We start from the raw sequence: 25,514 nt of genomic DNA, 5'->3' as shown, positions 1-25,514 counted from the left end.
AATGAAAAGACTGTCCCTGTTTATACTGATTATTGGTACCGCTTGCCTCCTCCAAAAGCCGTTGATGGCCCAGGATACATTAAGCATTGAAAAGGTAATCCGTACCGGACTCGAGAATAATTTTGCCATCCGGATAGCTGAAAACGAAGCGCGGATTTCGGCCAACAATAATTCACCGGGTAATGCCGGTTTTCTGCCGGTGATCTCAGCCGATGGTACGTTCAATGAAAGCGTTGAAGATAATAAGGCCGAATATTCAACCAATGCCATTCCAGACCGAAACGACCAGAATGCCCGGACTACCATATTCAGTTATGGGTTGAATGCAAACTGGACCATTTTTGACGGTTTAACCATGTTTGCCACTTCCGACCGGCTCTCACTGGAAGAGGAAATTGATGAAACAGAAGCCCGGCTTCAGCTTGAGCAGGTGCTGGCCGATATCATCAGCACTTACTACCAGATTGTAGGCCAGCAGAATGCCTATCATGTGCTGGAGAATACCGTTGAGGTATCCAGAGAACGAATTCGTATAGCCGAGACACGGCTTGATTTGGGGTCAGGTTCAGAATATGACCTCATACAATCCCGGGCTGATCTCAATGCTGACCGTGCCGCTCTCATCAGATCCGGAACCGGCCTGAAGCAAGCCAAGATTTTACTCACGCAGGTTTTAGCTGACACGTCTTTATCCGGTTATGATGTAAGTAGCAATATCGTTTTGGGGGAGAAGTTGAGGCTTGAGCCACTCATTGAGGAGGCGCTGCAACAGAATAGTGAATTACAAATTGCACGTTTGAATCAAAATGCTGCCGAAGCTGAAATCCGTGAGATTTCCGGCGAGTTTTTCCCGCAGATTAGTTTAAACGGAGGCTATGGTTACCAGCGGACGGAAACCAGTAGCGGCTTTGCGGATTTTACTGAAACCAGTGGATTTACCTATGGCGTAACGGCTCGGATCAATCTTTTTGACGGAATGAATAAAAACCGGCGCAGACAAAACGCTAAGATTGCTGAGAAAAACCAGGAGCTTCGTCTGCAGGATGTACGCTTTCAGGTTACATCCCAGGTTCGTCAGATTTATGCTCAGTACAGCGATGCCCTTTCCCTGATTGAGCTGGAGAAAGAAAACCTGCAATATGCTCAACAAAGCCAGGAGATAGCCCTGGAGCGTTTCCGGTTGGGAACCATCAACTCGGTTGAATTACGGGAAGCTCAGCAGAGTTTACTCGATGCTGAAAACCGGTTAATTGCCGCCCAAATTGAAGCGAAGTCTGCGGAAACTCAGCTACTTAGATTAAGCGGCCGGTTACTTTCCGCGGGGGAAAAATAGGTTTCTTCTTTAGGTCTATGTAGGAAGCTTGAGAACTAATTAATGGTAAATATTCATTATTTTGATTCTCGGGATTCTGAATGAAAATCCCGGTAATCCTATAATCAAGCTAATCAAGGTTCCATAGTTTTGAACCTTGATTTATGGGATTTTTGGATTTTCTTGATTACCTCAAAGCATCACATTTGGAAAAGGATCTGTACCTATTAATGATTATCTGCAGACAGGTGCTATCGCTCTGAATAACTTTAGGGGCTGGAAGAGTAGCTCAAAAAAATCCCGCTTAGTTACATTCACTCCGGCAAAGTAAAGACCAGTTTCAACCGTGTTCCATTCTCGGAATAGGAAACTTCATCGGCATATTCTTCCATCAGGAAAACACCACGGCCGCTGGTTTTTAGTAAATTTTCCTCAGCCAGGGGATCGGGAATAGATTCCGGATCAAAACCTTCCCCTTGATCTTTTGAATCAAAGATAAGCTTACTATCGTCCTTGTAGGCCTTAATGGTCACGATCTTGGATTCATCCAATTTGTTACCGTGCAGAATACCATTGGTGGCTGCTTCCGAAACGGTAAGCATCAGGCGGGCATAAAATTCATCATTAAAGCCGAGTTCTTCCTGAAGAGCAGCAAGCATATGCTCCACTCTTTCAACTTCCTCGTACGTTGACTGTAGGGTAAGGGTCTGTAGTAATTTCATTTATTAAGCATATATACCACGCAGTTTCAGCGTCGTGGCCACCCGGTCGATGGCATACACGTAAGCCGCTTGACGGAGCGTAATACTATACTTTTCACTCACCATAAACAAGTTGTCAAACGATTCTCTCATCATGCGATTCAGGCGGCGGTTTACGCGCTCTTCCGTCCAGAAATAACCGTGCCGATCCTGCACCCATTCAAAATAGGAAACCGTTACACCGCCTGCATTTGCAAGGATGTCAGGAATGACCATAATCCCATTCTCTTCCAGTAATTTATCGGCATTGGCGGTAACAGGACCGTTAGCGCCTTCTGCTATTATCTTGGCTTTGATCCTGGAAGCATTTTCTTTGTTAATCTGATCTTCTTTAGCAGCAGGAATCAATACATCACATTCAAGTTCAAGCAGATCCTGATTGCTGATGGGCTCAGCTCCGTCAAAACCTTCCAGCGAATTTCCGTGCGTTTGGGAATAGCGAATAGCTTCTTCAATGTCGATACCATTCTTGTTGTAATAACCGCCGCTGATATCGCTGATAGCAATTACTTCAGCTCCTTGCTCATACATAAGCTGTGCAGAAACAGAACCCACATTTCCGAATCCCTGAACTACAACGGTTGTGTTGCTTGGGGAAATGCGAAGTTTACCTAAAGCCGCAAGTGTACAGGTTACCACCCCGCGGCCGGTTGCTTCTTTTCGCCCTTTTGAGCCCCCGAGAATAATGGGCTTTCCGGTAACAACAGCATTTTCTGTTTTCTTTTGTTTCATGCTGTAGGTGTCCATGATCCACGCCATCACCTGCTCATTGGTGTTCATATCCGGGGCGGGGATGTCACGATCGGGTCCAAAAACATCCAGCATGTTGGCGGTGTACCGTCGGGTAAGTCGCTCCAGTTCAGCCTGGGATAAGTTCTTTGGGTTTACCCGAACGCCGCCTTTTGCTCCGCCAAAGGGAACATTGACGACGGCACATTTCCAGGTCATCCAGGCTGCGAGAGCTTTTACCTCATCAATGGTGACGTCTTCAGAATACCGGATTCCACCTTTGGATGGGCCAAGAATACTGTTATGAATTACGCGGTACCCTTCAAACACTTCGATGCGCCCGTCGTCCATGGTTACCGGGATGGAAACCATGACCACCTTTTCGGGACTGGATAAATATTTAAAAACACCCTCATCTAAATCGAGAATTTCCGCTGCGAACCGAAAGCGCTCCATCATGGAAGCAAAGGGGGAGTCGTGTGCAATATGAGGAACCGGTTCTTTGTAATAACCGCTGGCAATAGAGTCTTTTGTGGACATCGTCTGTATTTGATGGTTTTGTAGCTTGAATCGCTCAAAAAAGCGGTTCCAAATATAAAAGGAATATGGAAAACAAGTATAACTTTATAGAAAAAAGACGATGAAATTTTGGCAGAAACCAGCGCAGTTCAGTATCGAAATGTTAATCTGTCTTCAGAAAGCCTTTTCAGTTTTTGTCAAGATAAATAATCGACCATTTGGCTCATGATGTGTTTTAAAGCCAGCCAATACTTTAGGTGAAAATCGCCATTGTTATAAAATTGTTAAGTATCGGGCAAATCGGCTTCTCGTAACACTGTCTTAACATGAGCTTAGTACCCTTGGGCAAAATTCAGCACACTAACTCATATCAATGTCTAATACACAACCGAACGAAAGTGAACAAAGTCCGATAGAACGGTTAATCCCAACGGGTTTTTATGATGTAATTAAACAGGAACGAATTTTTATAGGCCTGATTGGTCTTTTCTTTTTTATCTCCGGTGTGGTTTTCCCTTATGCAGAACTGGCCATGTGGGTCGGTTTCATTTTTGCCGGATACTCTGCCATTGCCAACGACAGTATTCAAACCATCGGTACCTTTCTGGCTTCCAACATGGACAAAAAATGGTGGATGCTTTGGTTGTGGATCGGGGGAATTTTCCTGGTCACTGTTTCTGTAAGCTGGTATATATTTGACGGGGATGTAACGTACCAGCGGCTGTCATCCAAAGGGTTTTCGGAAGCACCCACTGAGTTTTCATTTCTTCAGGTAGCCGCGCCTGTATTCTTGTTGATACTGACCCGTATGCGGATGCCGGTTTCAACTACCTTCTTATTGTTAAGCTGTTTCGCTACTTCTGCTGAGGGTATTACCTCGGTGCTCGGCAAGAGTTTACAGGGATATGGAATTGCCCTTGTAACCGGACTTTTAGTATGGTTATTAGTTACAAATACTATTGAGAAAAGATTTAAAGGAGAGCCTAAAAAATTCTGGCTTCCGCTGCAGTGGATTATTTCCGGTACGCTTTGGGCTGTCTGGGTTATGCAGGATGCTGCCAACATCGCGGTGTACTTACCACGGTCGTTAGAGTTTTCTCAATTCCTTGGATTTGCACTCTTCATTTTCTTCGGCCTTGGACTGCTGTTCTACCTGAGAGGGGATAAGATTCAGGAGATCGTGACCGAGAAATCCCGGGTTACCGATGTCCGTTCTGCGACCATCATCGACTTTGTGTACGCTATCTTGCTTGTGTACAAACTGACAATTAGTACAGTGCCTATGAGTACCACCTGGGTATTCCTGGGGCTGCTTGCCGGCCGTGAAATCGGAATGAGCATTATGGACGGAAAGGAGAAAGGGCGGCCTATGGGCAAAGTGCTTGGGATGGCATTCAAAGACCTGACCTATGCATTGATTGGTCTGGCTGTATCTATCGTACTGGCAATTTCTATTAACGATGAAGTGCGAGAGCAGTTGTTGGGATTGATTGGCTATTGATATTTAAAGGCAAATACCTCATACTAAGGCGTGCTCACATTGGTGAGTACGCCTTTTTTTTGTTTCATACTCTGCATTCTTCATGAAAGTAAACAACTGAAATATCATCAACAGAACGTAAACCGGATGCACTATGAACGCCAACGTGTTAGTTTTAAATCAAGACTACCAACCGCTTAGTATTTGTTCTGTACAGCGGTCCATGAAACTGATCTTCCTTGAAAAAGCGGAACTGCTTCATGACGATCCGGAGAAAGAGGTGCGTACTCCCCGCGAGTCTTTCCAGTTCCCTTCTGTAATCAGATTGCGAAACTATATCCGGGTTCCTTACACTAAAATTGTGCTTTCCAGAAGAAATGTAATGCGCAGGGATGATTTCACCTGTCAGTACTGCGGGAAAAAGTCAGATCTTACCATCGATCATATCATCCCGAAAAGCCGGGGTGGTAAAGATACCTGGGAAAACCTGACCACCGCCTGTGATAAATGTAACGTACATAAAGGAAACCGCACGCCGAAAGAAGCCCGTATGCCGCTGAAGAAGAAACCGTACCGCCCGATCCCAATCACCTTCTTCCGCGACTCCAACGGCGGCGTTCAAGAGCCCTGGAAACCCTATTTGTATATGACATAACAAACATCGAACAAAGAACACCCAACACTGAACGTATAAGTTCAAAGTTGAATGTTCGATATTCCTTGTTCAATGTTCATGGGCCTCTGTCAACCGTCCTGAAAAAGCCTTATCTTTAGAGTTCATTTAACGTCAAGAAGTGTTTTTAAACTTCCTTTCTATGAGTAAAAAAGGCAGAGTATTAGTAGCCATGAGTGGCGGAGTCGATTCATCTGTAGCAGCTGTGATGTTGCAGGAACAAGGTTATGAAGTAATCGGCATCACCATGAAAACCTGGGATTATCACCGGAGCGGCGGAAATTCTGACAAAGAAACCGGCTGTTGTACGGTGGAGTCTATGAATGATGCGCGACACATTGCGGTGAATCATGGGTTCAAACATTTTATCGTTGATATCCGCGAGGAGTTTGGCGACTGGGTTATCGACCGTTTTGTGGATGATTACCTGGGTGGGAGAACACCAAACCCATGCGTGCTTTGTAACACGCACATTAAATGGGCGGCTTTGCTTAAAAGAGCGGATAACCTGGGCTGTGATTTTATCGCAACCGGGCACTATGCTAAAGTTCGGGAAGAAAATGGCCGCTATGTAATTTCACGGGGACACGATCCCAAAAAAGATCAGTCGTACGCTTTATGGGGAGTGGCTCAAAAACATTTGGCACGAACTATTTTCCCACTTGGAAACTATCCCAAAACTGAAATCCGGCAGATTGCTGAAGACCACGGACTGTTGAATGTAGCTAACAAGCCGGATTCGTATGAAATCTGCTTTGTACCGGATGATGATTACCGTCGCTTCCTCAGAGACCGTGTGGATGGACTCGAAGAGCGGGTGTCCGGCGGCAAGTTTGTAGATAAGGACGGAAACATCGTTGGCGAGCATGAAGGTTATCCGTTTTATACCATCGGGCAGCGGCGTGGGCTGGATTTAGCCATGGGCAAACCGGTGTATGTTACGCACATCGATCCGGCCACCAATACCATTACCATCGGTGAAAAGGAAGACCTGGTAAGCTCTACGCTTATTGCCGGGGAAATGAATCTGATCAAGTATGACAAAATTCCTGAAGACAACATGGAGATTACGGGCGCCATCCGCTACAATGATGACGGTGCGATTGGTCAGCTTACCCAAATCAGCGACAATGAAATGAAAGTTCACTTTCCGGCCGGAAGGGAAGCAATCACTCCCGGTCAAGCTATTGTGTGCTACGAAGGGGATGATGTGGTAGCCGGCGGCTGGATCAAAAAAGTGAGTGTAGGCATGGATGATTTAATTCCCGCCTGATATATTCCCGCGAAACAACTCTTATCCTGAGGCGTTTAACAATCCGTCTATCTAACCAAAAAATATCACTATGAAAACAAGACGACTATTTGTTACTGCATTATTTTTATTTGCCATTCTTTTCTCCTCAGCTGCTTATGCTCAGTTTGAAGGGCATATTACCATGAACCTTTATGGGGAGGACAACGGACAGAAAGAGGTGAGTGAACTGAATCTTTACGCTACTGCTGATCGCATCATGATTAAAGGAGAGGAAAGCCTGGAAGTGATGGGCAAAGTAAGTGCCGGCGGATTGCTGATCAGAAATGATATGAAAGACTTTATCATCATGACGGAGAAAGATAAAGCCCTGCAGGCAACTAAAACCGGAATAGAATCTCTTGTTGAAATGCTGTTCAGCTGGTCCGGAGAATCGGAAAGCTCTTCATCGGATACCCCTGAAGCCGAATATGAGTACACTGACCGTACCAAAACTATTCTGGGGTACGAAACAACAGAACTGATCATCAGAAGTACAGATGACCCTGAAAACTACCTTTCCGTGTGGCTGACTCCCGGAATCGACATCAACTGGGGAATGCTTGCTGAGCCGTGGAAAGGAATGCCGAAAGACATTGACAAAGAACTAAATGGCATGTCTCAGGATGTGATCTTTAAAGGCAAAAACTTCCCCCTGATGATTGAAGTGGTTGAAGGAGATGAGCGTAAGGTTGTAATGGATGTGAAAAATGTAAACCGATCGAGCATTGCCAAAGCCATGGTGGAAGTTCCATCCGGCGTTCAGCTAATAAGCCTGCAGGAATACATTTTCAGCATGATGATGGAATAAATTTTCCCCGAAAGTAAAGAGAAAAAGAAAGGCGCTGTTCAGTTAAGAACAGCGCCTTTTTTGTTGAGGTATAAGCTGTTGGGCTTATTTAATAAGTGTCATTTGCTTGGTCAGTGTCTGTCCATTTGCCTGTAAGCGGTAAATGTAAATACCGGATGCTAATGCACTGGCATCAAAGTTCACGGAATGCTCACCGGCAGTGAAGCGTTCATTGGCAACTACGGCTACTTCTTGTCCCAGCATGTTATAAACAGTCAGGGAAGCCTGGCCTGCTTCAGCAAGGGAGAAGTTAATGCTTGTAGTTGGGTTGAACGGATTCGGGTAGTTTTGTCCCAGTTCAAACTGCTCGGGGGTTCCGGAGAATGTATCTTCATTGGACGTTACCGTTCCTCGTTCAACATTTGCAGAACGTGGTTCACTGGTCGCTTCGTCGCTGCCATCGGTGGCAATCACGCGGTGGTACACGGTTGTTGAAGCACCTACATCAATTCCAAGATCGGCAAGAAGCGTATCCAGAGCGCCGAATGTGGTTTCAAAAGTTGTAGAAGCACCAACATTGGCGTTTACAACAACATTGCTGAATGCCGCATCCGTAGATAGCTGCCAGATGTAAGCCAGCTCATTTCCGTTACTATCGGTAGCAGCTTCCCAGGTGGCTTCAAAAGCGGTGGATGCTTCACCATCAAGAGAAAGCGTTACATCATCCGCGGGTCCGGTAAGCATCGGAGCCGATGGAGTGAAGTTGGAAGAAAACAGAACTTGTCCTCTTAACTCTCCACCATTGAAATTTTCGGAGTGTACATTTACGTATATGCCTTCTTCAAAAAGTGTGGTTTGTTGCTCGGAAGACAACGAAAACATGTTGTCGGAGGGAATTATGGTTCCTGCGGTATCATTTTCACTCAGGGTAATATCCAATCCAAAAGCTACTCCACCGTTGGCGTCAACACTGCCTGAGTGTAAGTGACCACTGGTACCGGCAATTTCAATAGCTGAGCTGCTTAATCCTTCAAATCCACCACTAACCATGATGTTGCCATTGCTCATGTACTCTACAGCGGCAGCGCCGAAAGCATCACTCATAATAGGCTGAACTTCATGTACGCCGGACAGATTGGTATGAAAGTATGCAGCTGCATCTCCCATCACTTGTCCGCGGATTTCTCCGGCAGGATTCTCAACGCTATGCACATTTACATACATATTGCGTGCAAATAAAGCTGTTTTCTGCTCAGCAGTCAAAGTGTATTCGTTGTTCGTTGCAGAATAGGTAGCTGCCGTAAGTTCTGTATTTACGTCCGCATCCAGGGTGATGGCTACGCCGCCATTTTCTCCGGCATGGCCTACATGAAGATGAGATCCCACTTGTGCATTAAAGGAGGATTCCAATCCGGCAAAAGAACCGGTTACAATTAGCGTATCGTTATGTACTTCCAATACGGCAGATCCGGCAGCATCAGTAGTAGCTGATGGAACCTCCGCACTTCCTGAAAGCTGTGCAAAAAAGGTAGTGGAAGCAACCGGAACTACTTGACCGCGTAATTCTCCACCTGCATACGCTGTGGTATGGATGTTGGTGTAGAAACTACGGTTCATCAGTGCTGTTTTTTGCTTAGCGGTAAGTTCAAACCGGTTGTCGGAAGCCAGGTAAACACCGGAACGATTATCCGTGGCTAACTCTGCATCCAGTGTAAGAGCAATGCTGCCATTAGACCCTGCGGGGGCAATGTGAAGGTGAGAACCTCCGGCAACAGTAGCATCAAAATCTCCTTCAAGGTCGGAGAAAGAACCGGATACGAATAAAGAATCTTCAACCAGTTCAAATACTAAGGAACCGCTGGCCATAGTTTTGGCAGCCGGTACTTCAAAAGCACCGGAGAGATTAGACCGATAGTAAGCATCGGCTTCGGGTACAAGTTGTCCGCGTAGTTCTCCGGCGGCATAATTCTCGGAGTGAATGTTGATGTACAATCCACGCATCATCAGGGTATCAACCTGTCCGGAAGTCAATGTAAAGGTGTTTTCAGAACCTACAAAAGCTCCGCCCTGGCTGTCTCCGTCAGCGTTTATAGTTAGTGGGAAAAGTACTGCGCCGCTTTCTCCCGCCATTCCGGTATGGATATGAGCTCCACCGGCAATTTCGGTTGCTATGGCACTGCTCAGGTTATCGAACGAGCCTTCTACAACCAGTTCATTCCCGTTCAGCGTTGCGGTTACAGAACCGCTGGCCGTGGAAGTAATAGGGGTGGCTTCGTTACTTCCGCTTAGTTGTGCTTCAAATACTGTTTGTGCGTTTGAGAAGGAGGTAAATCCAAACATCAGTAAACACAAAGCAGTTAAAAAAGATGGTAACTGTTTTAGCGTCTTCATTTGATTTAGTTTTTATTAGAATTAAGAAATACCCATAAGGATATTCGGTCTCTTGACTAATCTGTACGAGATAAATCGCCGCACAGATTGTTTTGTACTAAATCAAAGAAGTGTAAGCGGATAATGTTTCGGATTTATCCGCGGATAAAATTATTCTAATATGCTGTGGTGGATTACATATTGCCAAGCAGGTACATATCGCCGGTAGGCTGTGGTACACCACCTTTAGGTTCCATGGTAATGGCAAAGGCACCTTCTCGGGCATCGCTTTGCAGCTGCTCGATCTTGAAGAAGTTATCCCGTTGCGGGTCATCAACCGCAAATACTCCGGCACTGATAGGCTGGCCGTTCACGATAAACCATAGCTGATAATCCTTATCGCTGGGAACCACCGGCATGTTGGCTACCTGAAGCAGGGCACGGCCGCCTTGTTTATCCCAAACTACTTTTCCATAACCATTTGGGTTGGTGTTTTCCATGCCGGCCATCATTACGAGGTCCACTTCGCGGGCTTCAAGGATAGTAAGCAGCTCTTCTTTCCGCTGTACTTCGCTTTCAAGTAACTCTATAGTAGTTTCTTGCTGAGCTATAGTTTGAGACTGGCCCCGCATGTCTTCTTCCAGAGATTGCGAGTAAAACAACAATCCAATAGACGTAAAGATAAAGATGAAGGAAGCTGCTACAGCTGCCCGGTACCATCTCATAATATGGACAGGGGCTTGTGTTCTCTTTGACGATTGATTGTCAGCCACTCCGGTTGCCATTTGCATAATGCTCTCTTTTACGGAGAGGGAAGGCTGCTCAGCCGGGGCAAGCGTAGCCATTTCGGCAGCTACTGCTTTTAATTCATCATAAAGGGTAAGTTGGGCTTCATCGGCTTCAGCCAACAAGCGCTGAAATTCCTTTTCTTCACTATCGCTCAACGCATTGAGCACGTGCCCCGTACAAAGCTCGGTAAATCTGTTATTGTCGTTGCTCATAATTCTATTTCCTTCGCTAAAAGCTCTCTTAATTTTATCATACCGTCTCTCATTCGTGTTTTAACAGTGCCGAGAGGGATGTCGTATTCGTCTGCGATTTCACTTTGGCTCATCCCGTTAAAATAAGCCACTTGTAATACCTTCCTTTGTTTGTCAGATATTTGGTCCAACGCATCCCGCAATTTTTTTGCGCGATCGGTTAATATGGTGTTTTCCAACGGATCTGTTTCATCTGAATACAGCGGATAAAAAACGTCCTCATTATCCAGGCTGGTTGATTGTTTCTTCTGTTCCTTATAAACCTTGGACCGTAACCGGTCAATCGATTTATTTCGGGTTAAGGAAACAATCCAGGTGTACACAGTTCCTCGTTCCAAATCAAACTGTTCAGCTTTTTCCCAGATCTGTGTAAACACTTCCTGAAGCGTATCTTCCGCTTCCTCTCTTTTTTTGAGGATGGATAGAATCAGGCCAAACAACAGTCTGTTATATTGATCATACAATTCGGAGAGGGCAGAAGCGTCCCGCGCCTTAATGCGAGCCATAATGTCCCGGTCCCTTTCCTCGTCCTTTGTCAGGACTTTACCAATCGTAGATAAAATAAAAAATAGCATAAATGTCTGATGTGATTATATACGCAGGCCGTTCAACATTGGATTGACATCCTGATAAAATTATGACGTAAATAAAAGGAAAAACTGATCATTAACCCAAAGCTTTCTTCATTTTTTTCGGATTATTAATGGGTTGATCGCAGGCGAAATTCCTGCATATATATAACGTAGGCTCATCATCCAGTCTTTTTTGGGCAGCCACATAGTCCGCAATTTCAGCCACCGATTCCTGATGCTCATCAGTAATCCAATGCAGTACTTTGAAAGGGGTGAACCGGTTTCTGAGCAGCTCAAATACTTCCTGTAATTCTGAAAACTCGCCACGCAGTGTTATCTCTTTTGCTTCTGCATGTAAGAACTGAATGGCCTGCATGCTGTGACAAATACTTGCGCCCGATCGGATTAAATCAGCAGAGAAAGTCCGGCCGATCTTATCTGCATAATCTTCCAGCGTAGTGTTTCCGGTAAGCCTGCTTAAACGGATCAGGTTCGTCATGGCTACTGAGTTAGAGGAAGGCATAGCACCATCGAAAATTTGTTTCTGGCGCCCATAAACCTGGTCCTCATCCGCAATGCTAAAATAGAATCCGCCTTTGTCCTCATCCCAGAACTGCTCAATGAATTGATCATTCAGCTGCACGGCTTTTTTGAGGTATTCCGGCCTTCCGGTAGATTCGTACAGCTCAATCAGCCCCCAGGTCAGAAAGGCGTAATCATCGCCCATAGCATCAATAGCGGCGTCGCCGTCATTGTAACGATGCAGCAGTTTGTCACTTTCTTTAAGATTTTCTTTGATGAACTGAAAGGCATTTTCGGCGAGGCGGGTAAATCGTTCTTCACCAAAAGCGAAACCGGCCTTTGCCAAAGCGGCTATCATTAGCCCATTCCAGTCAGTAAGGATTTTATCATCCAGCAGGGGATGTACCCGTTCATCCCGCTGCTCAAAAAGCGTGGTTCTTATTTCTTCAAACCAGGAAAGCTGTTCAGCAGTTAGTACTGCATTCAGGTGAGGGATATTCTTGCCGGTTTGCTGTCTGGTGGCTTCATCCTCAAAGTTTCCTTCTTCGGTGATATTGAAAAGGTCAGTAAACAGCGAGGCGTCATCAGAAAGCAGGGATTCGATTTCACTTTTTTCCCACACATAAAATTTCCCTTCTTCACCTTCACTGTCGGCATCTTCGGCGGAGTAAAACCCGCCTTTGGGATGGAGCAAGTCGCGTTCCACGTATTCGGCAATCTCATAAACCGTTTGTTTGAAAAGCGGGTTTTGAGTGGCTTGCCACCCTTCCGTATAAGCCATCATCAGAAGTGCCTGATCGTACAGCATTTTCTCAAAGTGGGGGAGCAGCCATTTCTGATCGGTGGAGTAACGGTGGAAGCCAAAACCGATATGATCCCAGATTCCGCCCAGGCGCATTTTCTCCAGTGTATCCGTTACCATATCCAGGAACCGGTCTTTTCCGGTCAGCTTCCACTGCCGAAGCATAAACATCAGGTTGTGGGGACTGGGAAATTTCGGGGCCGATCCAAAGCCGCCATGTTCGCCATCATATCGTTGGGCTAACTGCTCGGCCGCAAAGTCGGCAGCTTCGGTTCCGGGGAATTTTCCACTTTCAAACTCCTGAGATCGGGTAAATCCTTCCCGGATTTTAGCCGTGGCTTTCTCCACTCTTTTGGGCTCGTTCTTCCACATACCCTTCACTCCGGGAATAAGCTGTCGGAGGCCAATTCTGTCGTACCGTGCTTCTTTTGGGATGTAGGTGCCGGCAAAAAACGGTTCTTTATCCGGCGTCATAATAATAGTCAAAGGCCAGCCGCCTTGTCCGGTAAGCATCTGGCACACCGTCATATAGGTGCTGTCAATATCCGGCCGTTCTTCCCGGTCCACTTTCACATTGATGAACGCCTCGTTCATGAGCTCGGCAATGTCCGGGTCTTCAAAACTCTCGTGAGCCATTACGTGGCACCAGTGGCAGGTGGCATACCCGATGGAAAGAAAGACGGGCTTATTCTCTTCTTTGGCTTTTTGGAAGGCTTCCTCACCCCAGGGATACCAATCCACAGGATTGTCAGCATGTTGTTTAAGGTACGGGCTTTTCTCGTCTTTGAGTTTATTCGGCATGATAATCTTTTTTGAATCGCTGACTGTAGTCAACGATAAATCGATCGTATTTCGTTTTCATTAGGGGTGAAGTGATAAGGAAGTCGGCCGAAGACCGGTTACAGGCCATCGGGATGTTATACACAATACTGATACGCTGGAGGGCCTTTACATCCACATCGTGCGGTTGGGCCTGCAGCGGGTCCCAGAAAAAGATCATGACATCAATTTCATTCTGAACGATAGCAGTACCAATCTGAAGGTCGCCCCCGAGAGGGCCACTTTTAAAAGTAAAAACCGGCAGGTCTAATTTATCAGAGACCAGTGAACCGGTAGTTCCGGTACCAAACAGGTTATGTTCGGAAAGGTGATCGCGGTTGTATTCGGCCCAGTCCAGTAAATCCGCTTTACGGTGATCGTGGGCAATCAGCGCAATATTCTTTTTGGGTTTCATGGGCTGAACACTATCCGCAATGGATGGATGTAATTGCTTTGCAGACATAAGAAGATGTTGAGTTGAGTGAGTATGTATTACTCAAAGATGCGAAGTGATGGGCAATTATAAAAACGGTTTAGGAGGGAAAGGAGGTTGGAAACGCTTTTAATTTTTTGAATCTCTCTGCTAAGTTCCAGTTTCTATCACACCCCGTCCCGATTTAAAACGCCTTCGATATATGCTAATGTATTTTGGAATTTATGCTACAATTTGTGGGGTCGCACCATCATGAAATATTTCAAGCAGATTTCCTTCTTTATTGAATACAGCAACTCGACTTTTACTGGCACCCAATAGACAATGAACAAAACATTCAAAACGAAATCCCAAAGTCATTTCCACAACATAGACTTCCTCAAAAGAACCAAGTAATTGGTCAGGTGTTGGATTCGTATATCCTTGTTCATAAATCTTAAAAGAATCATGAAAACTAACTTTGGCTTCATATTCTAATTCTGCTGTTTTATAATAATCGTCTTGTTCTTCAGCAGCAAGGGAATCAATAAAACTTTCATAGTATTCAATTGCATCAATAGTTAAGGCAAAGGGTAAATACACACCCTCATATCTTGAATACCACCAATACTCTGTTTCAGGAACCAACTCTTGTTGCCAGGGAGAAACAGCGGCTAATACACTATCTCGGGGAGGGTATTCTGTTTCCGCTTTTTCAATAAGTTCTTCTTCAAATTCATTCTCAGCAATTCTTTCAATGGTTTTTGTATAAAATTCATTCTCGGAAGAATCAGCTGGATTGTCTGAACAACTAAATTGTGCGGTTGTTAGAAATAAAATTAATAAAGCTGTTGTAATTCTCTTCATGACTATTGGTTTTAGCGTAAAACGTCTTGTTAGTGCACCTAATACAAATGCAATGGAAATTCATCGTTTTCATCACAATATGTTGATGCTTTGTAAAGCAAGTAAAATGCGACTACAGAAACTATATTAATTCCAACAAATGCTAATTCTGTTTGGGCTTCAAAACTGGCAAGAAAGGAAGGGATAATACCTGCTGAAAATCCGGTATAATTACCAATTGAAAAGAATACATAGATAAATCCAGTTGCATAATAAATAAAGCCCCCAATATGTATTTGGAGCGATTGGAGCAGAGCAGTAACTAACCCTATCAAAAGTCCTAATTGCTTTTTTTGAAAAATTAATATTGCAGAAACCAAAGTTGCCAGGTAAAGAAGAACAATTACTATGAATACTCCCCATTGAATAATATTAAGTTCCAATGTCACTGAAAACATTTGAGGCAAAATTAGAATGGAAGACAATAATTGATAGACTGCTATTGCTCTGAGTGAAAAATTAGGACTTATTGGTTTTTCCCGATAGGACCTGGAGGGCTTACCGTTTTCTTTGTTGGTTATATTCAAGGAAACAGGATGGGCTGTTCGCTCTTCTAAAATTTCTTCGGCATTAGTTATTTCTTCAGAACTGAATTGATTTGGATTTTGAAGTACATGACGTAATTGCTCGTCATTTTTTTCTTTCATGTTCTTCTTTAAAAATCCGTTGGGCATATTCTATTTATTTTGTTGCACTAATACCCCAGCACTTAAACGGCACGGGGATTATGATATGATTGAAGTAGCAAAATTAATTTTTTGCAATCAAGTTTCCATAATACCTCGTCCATATGTTCCGATTATTCGGTGCGCCCGATTCAAAACACCTTTTTATGCCTGAGCAGCCTTAATTGGAGTAATTTCTTTGCTTGGACGGTGTGAGGATAAATCATGCATAGCTTGTAGATTTAACCAAAATTCAGGGGAGGTATTTAACGCTTTTGATAGCAGCCAAGCTGTATCCGAAGATATGCCTCTTTTTCCCCGAACAATTTCATTAATTCGTTGGATGGGAACACCCAGATGGTCAGCTAATTCCTTCTGCGTTAATTCCATTGGTTCCAAGTACTCTCTCAGTAAAATTGTACCGGGATGTGTAGTTGTTCTGTTTTGTGGAATCATGGGCTTCACCTTTTTCTAATGATAATCGATAATGGCTACATCAAAAGCACTGGAATCTTCCCAACGAAAAACGATTCTCCATTGGGCATTAATTCGAATACTGTAATATCCTTTATACTCTCCGCGTAATGCTTCTAATCTGTTACCCGGAGGTGATCTTAAATCATCTAAAGAGGTAGCCGCATTCAGTATATCCAGTTTGTAAATGGCTGAATCAAGGATTTGAGTAGGTAACTTTCGAACTTTACTGCTCGAATTTCCATGAAACAGATCTGATGTTGCTTTATCTCCAAATGATTTGATCATTCTTTAAATTAATGGATTAACGGTATCCATGCAACGAAATTGTTTTGTAAAGGAATAACGGCCTGCGGTTAGGTGTACTAAGGACTGCCTTGCCCCAGCATAATTTCTACGACCTTATTTCTTTGTAAACAGAAAGAAATACCTGTTGTCGTATAATCCCCAAATTTACCTGATTCGTAATATGAGACTATGTTGTCACAACTTAATTTAAACCAATGCCAGAGTTCATCAATAGGTTCACCATAAGCAGCAACAATCTCTTCCTTTGTACTTCCAATCGAGATATTCCTGGGTGTTGATAGCGAATCTTTAGTAAGTGAAAACAGATACAAGTAAGCCTTATCAGATTTCCCGGATTGTGAGAACCAAAGCTCCATTCCATCGTATCGTACGATAGTATTCTTTGCTGGTTCATAGCATCGTTTACAATCAGATTCTTTTAGATCTAATGGTTCACCTTTAAGTACTAGAATAGAATCAAGTGTTAAGCCAGTTCTATATTCTCCTGCTTGATAATCTTTTCTGGATAGCTCTTGAGCTAATAGAGCTTGTGGTAAAAAAAACAAAATGATAAGGATGAGTTTATTCATGTAACTATGGTTAAATACACCTAACGACCTAGCGTTTAAACGGCCTAGGGATTATTAATTGGTTGAAGTAGCAAAATTAATTCCTGGCAATCAAGTTCCATTGCGCCCGGTATAACGTCTCAGCGTTTAAGTGGTGAATCTGCGTTTAATTATTAAAGTTCCGTACCTTAAGCGAGTCCGAAACGTTACTATTTAATGAACTTTGGCGTTGAATTATTACGAAATAAATTATAACATTGTTATAACAATTAATGGTTAACGGTTATAATTATGGAAACAAAGATCAGAAAAATTGGAAATAGCTTAGGAGTAACGCTTCCAAAGCAATTGATAGATGAACTTCATCTCAAAAGTGGTGACAAATTAACCATAGAAAAAAAAGGTGCTAATTTAGAACTCAAACCAATAGACCCCGAGTTTGAAGAGTGGGCAGAAGCCTATCGCCAGGCAAACACTGATTATAAAGAAGTGTTGAAAGAACTGGCGAAATGATAAAATTCTTGGATAAAGAAACTATTCTGGCTTTTCATAGTGATCTGGTTAAAACATACGGCGGCAAGCAGGGGATTCGAGATGAAGGTTTGTTGGAATCTGCACTCGCCCAACCACAAGCAAGTTATGGAGGGGAGTATGTTCATAGCAACATTTTTGAGATGGCAGCTGCCTATGGATTTCACATTTGTAAGAATCACCCATTCTTCGATGGAAACAAGAGAACAGCTTTGGTGGCGATTTATACTTTTCTGTACGTTAATGGCTATCGCCTGCAAGCTGAGAAAAAGGGGTTGTATGCTGTAATGATTGATTTAGCAAATGGGAATCTCGAAAAAGAAGAGTTAGTAAAATTCTTAGAGGAGAATGCGAAAGAAAGAAAATAGCTTCGTTTACCTAACATATAATTATATCAACGAAACTCCGCCTCAAACCTAAATAACCAGTCGCATCGGCGGGCGCTCCAGGCGGATCTGCTTCACCTTGAATTCTTCGTCGTCAAAGCCTTTGAGCTCTTTCATGCTTTCTTTCACGAAGAAGGTGTCGGAGTGTTTGTCGAGATACAGCTGCACATCGGGGTGATTGAAGACCGCTTCCGAAACCATGATTTCTTTTTCAGAGGCAATATCGACCAGGCGGGAGGCAATGTTGACCGTAGTTCCAAAATAGTCGATGCGTCCGTTCAGGTTTACAGCGGTACAATCCCCAAAATGGACACCGGCCTTGATTTTGAAGGCATCGCCCATAGAGGTGGAGGTCGTAAATATCTGCTGGATGCGCTGTACGGCTTTAAGAGCTGAAACCGGCTCCCAAAAAACAGCCATCACCGAATCCCCGATGGTCTTTACAATACCCCCGCGTTCCTCAGCTACAATCTGTTGTATAATCTTAAAATGCCCCATCACGCGGCCAATAGCTGATTCATCGCCTTCCTGAACGTAGAGTTCGGTAGAATTCATTAAATCCGTGAACAACATGGTTACTTCCGAAGCCTTCACCTTGCTCGTTTCTTTCAGGGTTTCGCGGGAGAATAACTCTCTGAAATCGTGCGAAGAACTGACCTCGCTGGCGTAAATGGCTTCTTCTTTCCAATTCAGTTTATCAATAAAACAGACGGCTTTCTTGGAAGAACGGTTACTGATAATCAGGTTGGGATTGGTAGAAATGGTGATTTCCTGTCCGTCCAGTTCCTCATCCGTAATAAAAACGGTGATATTGTCGGCTCCTTCTTCCCGCACGTGCAAAATCAGGTGGCCTTCATGATTATGGGTCCGGAACAGGTAGGTGCCTTCTTCCAGTTGTATTTGCGGATACCTTTCGCTCCCTATATCAATACTTTGCTGGGTTACACGGTGCGGTTTGGATTGAGGTCCACCCAGAGAATACTTTTTATCGGTGATTTTACGGATCAGCGGATGAGGAGTGAACACCAGGTGGGTGTTCCGGTTGAAGTCCATCATGTAATCGGATTCACAGTCGTTGCAATACAGATGAACCCGGGCTTCCCGCATCTTACGAAAGGTATGCTTGGGCGATTTACATTTTGGGCAGCATACATCCCAGCTGAAATCCAATAAGTCCAGCTTAGCGGCATGAAGGAAAACATTCAGCACGGAGTATTTTTTCTCTCCCCAATACTCGGCAAGGGAATAGGGGTGAATGCGTTCCAGCTCTTCATCATCGGCAAGTTGAATGAGATCAAACAGCCGGTTTACAATACGTTTTCGTTTGCTGTTTTCAATTAGCTGTGCTTTAATCGTTTTAATTTTACGCTCAGCACCACGGACCAGTTTTTTGGGTTTTGAAATTTCGTAGGGCCTCAGATTTTTGGAAATGCTTTCGTCAACCTGCTGCAGATACTTGGCTAACCGTCGCTTAATTATATATTCGACGTATGCTTTTATGATGAAGGAAAACAGGGGATTGGTAGGCTGTATCCAAATCTTGATACTGACCCGGGTTTCATGATCCAAAGAAATAAATTCAGTTGAAAACCGGAGCTCTTTCAGGATTCCAAGTTTATAGTGACGGCTCACCCCAAAACGGTAAGGGTACTCCCAGATATAAGGAGTTTGACGCCAGCTTACATACGATTTGAGCTTGTTGTGACTGAGTTCTAACGAACCTTTGGGGGTGCTTCGGGAAAGAGAGGTTTCGCTGACGGGGGTGGCACCTAATATTCGGAATATCCGGTTGGTATCCGAAACGTAAGGCCACAGCTTTGCCGGTGACGCCGACAGGCTAAATTGCCAGTGATAAAATTGCTGTTGTCCTTCTTTCATTTAACTAACCGAATAACTCTATTAATATAAAGGTTCGAAACTTGATGGATGAACCCGTATCTTTATCGTTACTAAATAGAGTTTCTGTAAAGTTAAATGTTACAAAATTTTAATAGACAATAATAATGGCAAAAGAACGAACACTGACTATTCTCAAACCCGATTGCGTACGAAAAGGACTGATCGGAGAAGTAACAAAACGAATTCAAGAGGCCGGATTTTCTATCCTGGCAATGAAAATGACACGGCTTACCAAAGACACAGCCGGCGGTTTCTACGCGGTTCACAAAGAGCGACCTTTTTATGATGAGCTTTGCGAATTCATGAGCAGCGGCGCTTGTGTGCCAATGATCCTCGAAAAAGAAAACGCAATTGCTGACTTCCGTGAATTGATAGGTGCTACTAACCCTGCTGAAGCTGATGAAGGTACCATTCGTGCCGACTTCGCCGACAGCGTTGGAGAAAATATCATTCACGGTTCCGACTCTGTAGAAAACGGAAAAATTGAAGGCGCTTACTTCTTCGCGGAATCTGAAGTAGTGGCAAATCAAGCTTAATTAATTCCTGCATTCATACTACATTCAAGCCTCTCAGATTTTCTGAGAGGCTTTTTTATTTCCAAGTACATTCTACCAATGAAGAATAACTACTTTTTGATTTTCCTAAGCCTGATTTTGCTCGGTTGTTATTCCCAACAGCCGCAAACGGTCAGAACCGTGAAAACCGGTGCCGAAGTGTTACTGGATGAACACCTGACTGAGTTAGCGGGGAAGAGAATCGGGTTGGTGATGAACCCGACTTCCCGGGTTGATGGGGTTCATATGGTGGATACCCTGTTGAGCCTTGGGGTGAATGTCACCGCTTTGTTTGCGGCCGAACATGGTTTTCGTGGAGAAGCCGGTGCGGGTGAACAAATTAGGGACGGAGTAGATCAGGAAACCGGGTTGCCGGTATTTTCGCTGTATGGTTCCACCAAAAAACCAACCCTTGAAATGCTGCAAGGTGTCGATCTTTTGTTGTTTGATTTGCCCGACATGGGCGTTCGGTTTTACACCTACAACTCTACGATGGGCTTGGTGATGGAGTCCATAGCGGAAAACGATAAAGAGCTGTGGATTCTGGACCGTCCGAATCCGCTGGGAGGAAATTATGTGGCCGGATGGATTCTTCGGGAGGAGTATAAATCTTTCGTGGGCTCATATCCTATGCCTATTGCCTATGGGATGACGATGGGGGAAATAGCCCGAATGGCAGTGGGAGAGCAGTGGCTGGATTTACCTGCCGAGCCAAACTACAAAGTAATAAAAACATCCGGCTGGAAGCGCGACATGCGTTGGCCCGATACCGGACTGCCGTGGTTTGCTCCTTCTCCAAACCTGCCTGCTTTTGAACATGCATTTGTTTACCCCGGCACGGTAATTTTTGAAGGAACAAACCTTTCGGAAGGGCGGGGAACAGCAGACCCGTTTCTCACCATCGGAGCCCCCGGTTTTGGTTTCAAGCCGGAGGAACTCGAAGAGCTGGAGGTAAAACATTCTGTAGGGTTAGACCCGGTAACTTTCACACCTCAATCCATTCCCGGAAAAGCTATACACCCCAAGCATGAAGGGCAGGAGTGCACCGGAATTCGGATTTCATTTCAGGGGAATTACGATAAAACAGACCCGGTACGATTAGGGCTGGACTTGCTGAAGTTTGCTCAGGCTCACACCCCCAACTTTGAGATGAAGGCCTTTGCCAATAAACTCTATGGCATTGATCTGAAATCAATCATCGAAAACAAGGAAGAGATCCCTTCCTGGCAAGCCGAGGTCGAAGCATTCAAAGAGCAACGGACCCCATACCTGTTGTACTGATGTTATGAATCAGTTGCAGGGTTTTGGCGCATCCATTCGTAACTGACAAGAGCAGCACTCACCGAGGCGTTCAGCGATTCGACATTATTTTGCATGGGGATGTGTATCACCTCATCGCATCGCTTTAAGTTTTCGGGGTGAATTCCTTCGCCCTCACTTCCCACCAAAAAAGCCACGGGTTTATGAAAGTCGGCTTCCCACAATGATTTCTTGCCTGACCCATCCAGCCCAACAATAGAAAAGCCGGTTGCGGTAAGATCTTTAATGCCCTGGTTGATGTCGTGAATTCGGATGACGGGAATTCTTCCCGCAGTACCGGCTGACGTTTTAAACACGGTGGCATTAACCGGCGCCTGATTTTGCATCGGAATGATGACAGCATCCATCCCGGAAGCAGCAGCGGAGCGTAATATAGCCCCAAAGTTGTGCGGGTCTTCAATTCCGTGTAAAAGTAAAACGGCCGGGTTGTTCGACATGATCAGTGTTTCCACCCAGTCGAAGAAAGGGGTGTAAGCTACGGTACTCATTTGAGCAACAAAGCCCTGATCGTTTACCTTGCCAACAAGGCTGAAAATTTTCGGGCCGGGAACCTTCACCAAAGGGACATCGTTGGTACTTGCAAGCTCAGATATATTTTGATAGGAAGAAGGCTTGATATTATTCTTGACGTAAATTTTATCAATTTCTGCTGGTTGATTTTGGAGTGCTTCCTCTACCGGGTTGCGCCCATAGATGAAAAAGTTTTCTGATTTCGCCATAAAAAATTTTAAAGTCGTTTTAGTTTCATTATAATAAATGAGTGTCAGAAGACAGGTTAGCTAAAAAATAAAGGACATGTTTGAAGAAGAGAAACATAAAAACCCATTAGTTAGCGATGGTTTAGAACAGTTAAATATAACCAACCGTAAAGCTACAGGCATCTCTGATTTCATGGATCGTGTGCATTCCATAAACGGACTGCATTTTGTGTCGGCCATAACTCAGATTTTTTTAGGGACGTCTGTGGTAGCGCTTTCATTAATCAATAGTATTCAGCCATTTTGGTTAGCTACCATTATGACGGTGTTTGGAAGTATTACCACCATGGTAGGTTTATATTTCATGTATAGTATTATTACTCACTCAGGTGCATTCGATTCGCTTTTGCATAAAGCCATAAAGCGTGTAATAAGCTCGCAAAATTAATTCATTGTTAATAATTTTTTAACGATAGTAACAACTCACCTTGTTATCATGGGGTAATCTGCGCATTTCAAAAACCCTCTGTTAATTTGAGATTTCTTTTTTCTTTAATCCCCTTATTATTGCTGGTACATACAACCATCAATTCCCAGCCCTCATCAGTGAACTTACCTGTGAAATTATACTCCGGCTCCGAAGACAATTTTGTGATCATCGGCCATCGGGGAGCCAGCGCTTATTACCCGGAGAATACCATGGCTGCTTTTCGTGCTGCGTATGAGATGGGAGCCGAAATGATAGAGCTCGATATTTTGCTGAGCAAGGATAGTGTTCCGGTTGTTATTCATGATGAAACCTTAGACCGTACTACAAACGGTACCGGACTTGTAGCAGACTATACATTGACAGAGCTACGAAAACTTGACGCCGGACTTTGGTTTGGTAGAGAACATGCCGGCGAGCACATTCCCACCCTTGAAGAAGTGCTTCAATTTGCCAAAGGTAAAATAGCGCTCAACATCGAAATTAAAACCGAAGCCGTGACGGATGATTACCTTGAGGGCATTGAAGAGAAGGCGCTGAATCTGGTTAAGAAATATGAAATGGAGGACTATGTTTTGTACTCCAGTTTTGATTACCGGGCTATAAGTCACCTTAAACAGCTGGATGTGGACATCTCAGTAGCATTGCTCTACGAAAAGAAGCAATCGACTCGCCGGCTTCCTTCCGAATTGGTTGAGGATTATACGGCCGATGCTTTTAATTGCAGCAGGCGTCAGTTCACAAAAAGATGGGCAGAAGATACCCAAAGGCATAATATTCCTGTTTTTGTGTATACCGTGAATAAAGAAAGGCAGATGGAAAAAATGATTAAACGGGGAGTAAGCGGTATTTTCTCCGATAAGCCGGACCTGTTGAGGCGGGTTGTGGATAACATGTGGAAAACAAAGTAGCTTTTCTTGCCATTCTGCATTGAATGGGGGTAGGGAACCTCCTATATTTTATATCCATCAACTACACTCATTTCCCGCATGTCCACCAAATATATTTTTGTAACCGGAGGAGTTACATCTTCGCTCGGAAAAGGAATCATTTGTGCATCTCTCGGTCGTCTGTTGGTTGCGCAAGGCCTCAAAGTAACCGTCCAAAAACTGGATCCCTATATCAATGTGGATCCGGGAACTATGAATCCCTACGAACACGGAGAGGTGTACGTAACCGATGACGGTGCTGAAACCGATCTGGACCTTGGACACTACGAGCGATTTCTGGATATCAAAACTTCACAAAGTAATAATGTGACCACCGGTCGTATTTATTATGATGTGATTACAAAAGAACGACAGGGAGCTTATCTCGGTAAAACGGTTCAGGTGATTCCTCATATCACCGATGAGATTCAGTCTCATGTGCTCAAACTTGGGCAGTCGGGGAATTATGACGTTGTGATTATAGAGATTGGCGGAACCGTCGGTGATATTGAGAGCTTGCCCTACATCGAAGCTGTTCGTCAGTTACGATATAATGTCGGGCGCCAAAACACCCTTTCCATTCATCTGACACTGGTTCCATACCTGGCTGCCGCCGGAGAGTTGAAAACCAAGCCAACCCAGCATTCGGTTAAAACGTTGTCTGAAAGCGGACTTCAACCCGACATCCTGGTCTGTCGAACCGAGCACCACCTCGACGAAACCATTCGCCGGAAAGTAGCTCAGTTCTGTAATGTAGATCTGGAAGATGTGATTGAGTCGCGTGATGCCCGTAGTATTTATGAAGTGCCCCTGTTGATGCAGGAAGAAGGCCTCGATAAAAGGGTGATCGAAAAGCTGAAGCTGAAAACAGAAGAGCCAAACCTGGATAACTGGATTGGTTTTGTGGAAGCAGTTTGTAATCCTTCAGGCGACATAAATATTGCACTGGTTGGAAAATATGTTGAGCACCATGATTCTTACAAATCCATTGTTGAGGCCTTCATTCATGCCGGTGCGGTCAACGACTGTAAAGTGAATATTAGGTGGATTCAGTCCGACAACCTGACCCGTGAGAATGTTGAAAAAGAGTTTAAGGATATATCCGGTGTTTTGGTGGCTCCCGGTTTTGGAGGGCGGGGCATCTCCGGAAAGTTAGCTGCTGTTGAGTACGCCCGAACAAACGATATTCCGTTTTTTGGGATATGCCTGGGAATGCAGTGTGCGGTTATCGAATATGCCCGGGACGTGTGTGGTTGGGAAGATTCCAACAGTACCGAGTTTGATGAAGACACCGAATACCCCATCATCGATATCATGCACGATCAAAAGAATATCGAGAATATGGGCGGAACCATGCGGCTGGGTAAATATACCTGCAAGCTTAAGAAAGGAACCAAGTCGTATGAAGCGTATGGAGAGGAAGTGGTTGAAGAACGCCACCGACACCGGTACGAGGTAAATAATAACCTCCGGTACAAACTAACGGAAAATGGAATGGTTCTGGCGGGTATGAACCCTGAGCGTGATTTGGTGGAAATTGTCGAGATACCGGATCATCCATGGTTTGTTGGCGTGCAATTTCACCCCGAATTAAGAAGTACGGTGAACAACCCGCAGCCGCTTTTCGTGGATTTTGTGAAAGCCAGTCTCAAGTATGCAAAATCTTCGAAGTTATATAAGCCCCGCAAGGCTAAAAAAGCCGTAGCTGAAAATTGA

At 44.4% G+C, this 25,514-nt stretch carries 26 protein-coding genes; 12 read left to right on the top strand and 14 right to left on the bottom strand.

The window, feature by feature from the left end:
• Position 1: 1 nt before the first annotated feature.
• Positions 2-1,333, top strand: a complete 1,332-nt coding sequence (locus NM125_RS11015) for a TolC family protein (RefSeq protein WP_255134979.1) — start codon at positions 2-4, stop codon at positions 1,331-1,333.
• A 293-nt stretch (positions 1,334-1,626) separates the two neighbouring features.
• Here the strand turns inward: NM125_RS11015 and NM125_RS11010 are convergent, their stop codons facing one another.
• A complete protein-coding gene (locus tag NM125_RS11010; RefSeq protein ID WP_255134978.1) occupies positions 1,627-2,034 on the bottom strand; it encodes an ATP-binding protein in 408 nt (135 codons plus the stop codon).
• 3 nt (positions 2,035-2,037) lie between these two features.
• On the bottom strand, positions 2,038-3,342 hold the full coding sequence (locus NM125_RS11005) for a Glu/Leu/Phe/Val family dehydrogenase (RefSeq protein ID WP_255134977.1): 1,305 nt from the start codon (positions 3,340-3,342) through the stop codon (positions 2,038-2,040).
• Positions 3,343-3,694: 352 nt separating this feature from the next.
• Between NM125_RS11005 and NM125_RS11000 the strand changes: the two genes are divergently transcribed.
• The 4 genes from NM125_RS11000 to NM125_RS10985 all read left to right on the top strand — a co-directional run bounded on the left by NM125_RS11000 (position 3,695) and on the right by NM125_RS10985 (position 7,576).
• On the top strand, positions 3,695-4,822 hold the full coding sequence (locus tag NM125_RS11000; RefSeq protein WP_255134976.1) for a hypothetical protein: 1,128 nt from the start codon (positions 3,695-3,697) through the stop codon (positions 4,820-4,822).
• Between the two features lie 133 nt (positions 4,823-4,955).
• The gene (locus NM125_RS10995; RefSeq protein ID WP_489886129.1) at positions 4,956-5,456 is read left to right on the top strand and encodes an HNH endonuclease; all 501 of its coding nucleotides are present in this window, start codon (positions 4,956-4,958) and stop codon (positions 5,454-5,456) included.
• Positions 5,457-5,616: 160 nt separating this feature from the next.
• A complete protein-coding gene (gene mnmA / locus NM125_RS10990; RefSeq protein WP_255134974.1) occupies positions 5,617-6,747 on the top strand; it encodes a tRNA 2-thiouridine(34) synthase MnmA in 1,131 nt (376 codons plus the stop codon).
• 70 nt (positions 6,748-6,817) lie between these two features.
• Positions 6,818-7,576, top strand: a complete 759-nt coding sequence (locus NM125_RS10985; protein WP_255134973.1) for a DUF4412 domain-containing protein — start codon at positions 6,818-6,820, stop codon at positions 7,574-7,576.
• Between the two features lie 84 nt (positions 7,577-7,660).
• On the opposite strand, the gene NM125_RS10980 is transcribed toward NM125_RS10985, so the two are convergent.
• From NM125_RS10980 to NM125_RS10935, 10 genes are all read right to left on the bottom strand, one after another.
• Positions 7,661-9,946, bottom strand: coding sequence for a CHRD domain-containing protein (locus tag NM125_RS10980; RefSeq protein ID WP_255134972.1), 2,286 nt, complete (start codon positions 9,944-9,946; stop codon positions 7,661-7,663).
• A gap of 173 nt (positions 9,947-10,119) precedes the next feature.
• Positions 10,120-10,926, bottom strand: coding sequence for an anti-sigma factor (locus NM125_RS10975; protein ID WP_255134971.1), 807 nt, complete (start codon positions 10,924-10,926; stop codon positions 10,120-10,122).
• Positions 10,923-11,540 (bottom strand): sigma-70 family RNA polymerase sigma factor, encoded by a 618-nt coding sequence (locus NM125_RS10970; protein ID WP_255134970.1) that lies wholly within the window; start codon positions 11,538-11,540, stop codon positions 10,923-10,925. Before NM125_RS10970 ends, NM125_RS10975 begins: the two co-directional genes overlap by 4 nt.
• Positions 11,541-11,631: 91 nt before the next feature.
• The gene (locus NM125_RS10965) at positions 11,632-13,662 is read right to left on the bottom strand and encodes a thioredoxin domain-containing protein (protein WP_255134969.1); all 2,031 of its coding nucleotides are present in this window, start codon (positions 13,660-13,662) and stop codon (positions 11,632-11,634) included.
• The gene (locus NM125_RS10960) at positions 13,652-14,095 is read right to left on the bottom strand and encodes a methylglyoxal synthase (RefSeq protein WP_290966817.1); all 444 of its coding nucleotides are present in this window, start codon (positions 14,093-14,095) and stop codon (positions 13,652-13,654) included. The genes NM125_RS10965 and NM125_RS10960 overlap by 11 nt, the downstream gene beginning before the upstream one ends.
• A 240-nt stretch (positions 14,096-14,335) precedes the next feature.
• The gene (locus tag NM125_RS10955; RefSeq protein ID WP_255134967.1) at positions 14,336-14,959 is read right to left on the bottom strand and encodes a hypothetical protein; all 624 of its coding nucleotides are present in this window, start codon (positions 14,957-14,959) and stop codon (positions 14,336-14,338) included.
• A gap of 38 nt (positions 14,960-14,997) precedes the next feature.
• Complete coding sequence (locus tag NM125_RS10950) at positions 14,998-15,645, bottom strand: hypothetical protein (protein WP_255134966.1); 648 nt, start codon at positions 15,643-15,645, stop codon at positions 14,998-15,000.
• 183 nt (positions 15,646-15,828) lie between these two features.
• Positions 15,829-16,119: a HigA family addiction module antitoxin gene (locus NM125_RS10945; RefSeq protein WP_255134965.1), complete on the bottom strand. Its 291-nt coding sequence runs from the start codon at positions 16,117-16,119 to the stop codon at positions 15,829-15,831.
• A gap of 15 nt (positions 16,120-16,134) precedes the next feature.
• Positions 16,135-16,425, bottom strand: a complete 291-nt coding sequence (locus NM125_RS10940) for a type II toxin-antitoxin system RelE/ParE family toxin (protein ID WP_255134964.1) — start codon at positions 16,423-16,425, stop codon at positions 16,135-16,137.
• 77 nt (positions 16,426-16,502) lie between these two features.
• The gene (locus NM125_RS10935) at positions 16,503-17,015 is read right to left on the bottom strand and encodes a hypothetical protein (protein ID WP_255134963.1); all 513 of its coding nucleotides are present in this window, start codon (positions 17,013-17,015) and stop codon (positions 16,503-16,505) included.
• A 270-nt stretch (positions 17,016-17,285) separates the two neighbouring features.
• On the opposite strand from NM125_RS10935, the gene NM125_RS10930 reads away from it, so the two are divergent.
• The gene (locus NM125_RS10930; protein ID WP_255134962.1) at positions 17,286-17,507 is read left to right on the top strand and encodes an AbrB/MazE/SpoVT family DNA-binding domain-containing protein; all 222 of its coding nucleotides are present in this window, start codon (positions 17,286-17,288) and stop codon (positions 17,505-17,507) included.
• 8 nt (positions 17,508-17,515) lie between these two features.
• Positions 17,516-17,893, top strand: coding sequence for a type II toxin-antitoxin system death-on-curing family toxin (locus NM125_RS10925; protein ID WP_255134961.1), 378 nt, complete (start codon positions 17,516-17,518; stop codon positions 17,891-17,893).
• A 48-nt stretch (positions 17,894-17,941) separates the two neighbouring features.
• On the opposite strand, the gene NM125_RS10920 is transcribed toward NM125_RS10925, so the two are convergent.
• Positions 17,942-19,789: an adenylate/guanylate cyclase domain-containing protein gene (locus tag NM125_RS10920; protein ID WP_255134960.1), complete on the bottom strand. Its 1,848-nt coding sequence runs from the start codon at positions 19,787-19,789 to the stop codon at positions 17,942-17,944.
• Positions 19,790-19,914: 125 nt separating this feature from the next.
• Between NM125_RS10920 and ndk the strand changes: the two genes are divergently transcribed.
• Complete coding sequence (gene ndk, locus NM125_RS10915) at positions 19,915-20,346, top strand: nucleoside-diphosphate kinase (protein ID WP_255134959.1); 432 nt, start codon at positions 19,915-19,917, stop codon at positions 20,344-20,346.
• A gap of 78 nt (positions 20,347-20,424) precedes the next feature.
• On the top strand, positions 20,425-21,645 hold the full coding sequence (locus tag NM125_RS10910) for an exo-beta-N-acetylmuramidase NamZ family protein (RefSeq protein WP_255134958.1): 1,221 nt from the start codon (positions 20,425-20,427) through the stop codon (positions 21,643-21,645).
• 2 nt (positions 21,646-21,647) lie between these two features.
• Here the strand turns inward: NM125_RS10910 and rlmB are convergent, their stop codons facing one another.
• Positions 21,648-22,403, bottom strand: coding sequence for a 23S rRNA (guanosine(2251)-2'-O)-methyltransferase RlmB (gene rlmB / locus NM125_RS10905; RefSeq protein WP_255134957.1), 756 nt, complete (start codon positions 22,401-22,403; stop codon positions 21,648-21,650).
• Between the two features lie 76 nt (positions 22,404-22,479).
• Here rlmB and NM125_RS10900 point away from each other — a divergent pair, with 76 nt between their 5' ends.
• The 3 genes from NM125_RS10900 (at position 22,480) to pyrG (ending at position 25,514) form a co-directional block, all read left to right on the top strand.
• A complete protein-coding gene (locus tag NM125_RS10900; RefSeq protein ID WP_255134956.1) occupies positions 22,480-22,830 on the top strand; it encodes a hypothetical protein in 351 nt (116 codons plus the stop codon).
• A 170-nt stretch (positions 22,831-23,000) separates the two neighbouring features.
• Positions 23,001-23,780 (top strand): glycerophosphodiester phosphodiesterase, encoded by a 780-nt coding sequence (locus NM125_RS10895; RefSeq protein ID WP_255134955.1) that lies wholly within the window; start codon positions 23,001-23,003, stop codon positions 23,778-23,780.
• Positions 23,781-23,858: 78 nt separating this feature from the next.
• Entirely contained in the window at positions 23,859-25,514 is a 1,656-nt protein-coding gene (gene pyrG, locus NM125_RS10890) for a CTP synthase (protein ID WP_255134954.1), read from the top strand.

This window comes from Gracilimonas sediminicola (assembly GCF_024320785.1).
Taxonomy (GTDB): Bacteria; Bacteroidota; Rhodothermia; order Balneolales; family Balneolaceae; genus Gracilimonas; species Gracilimonas sediminicola.
This window is presented reverse-complemented; position numbering and strand designations above follow the sequence as displayed.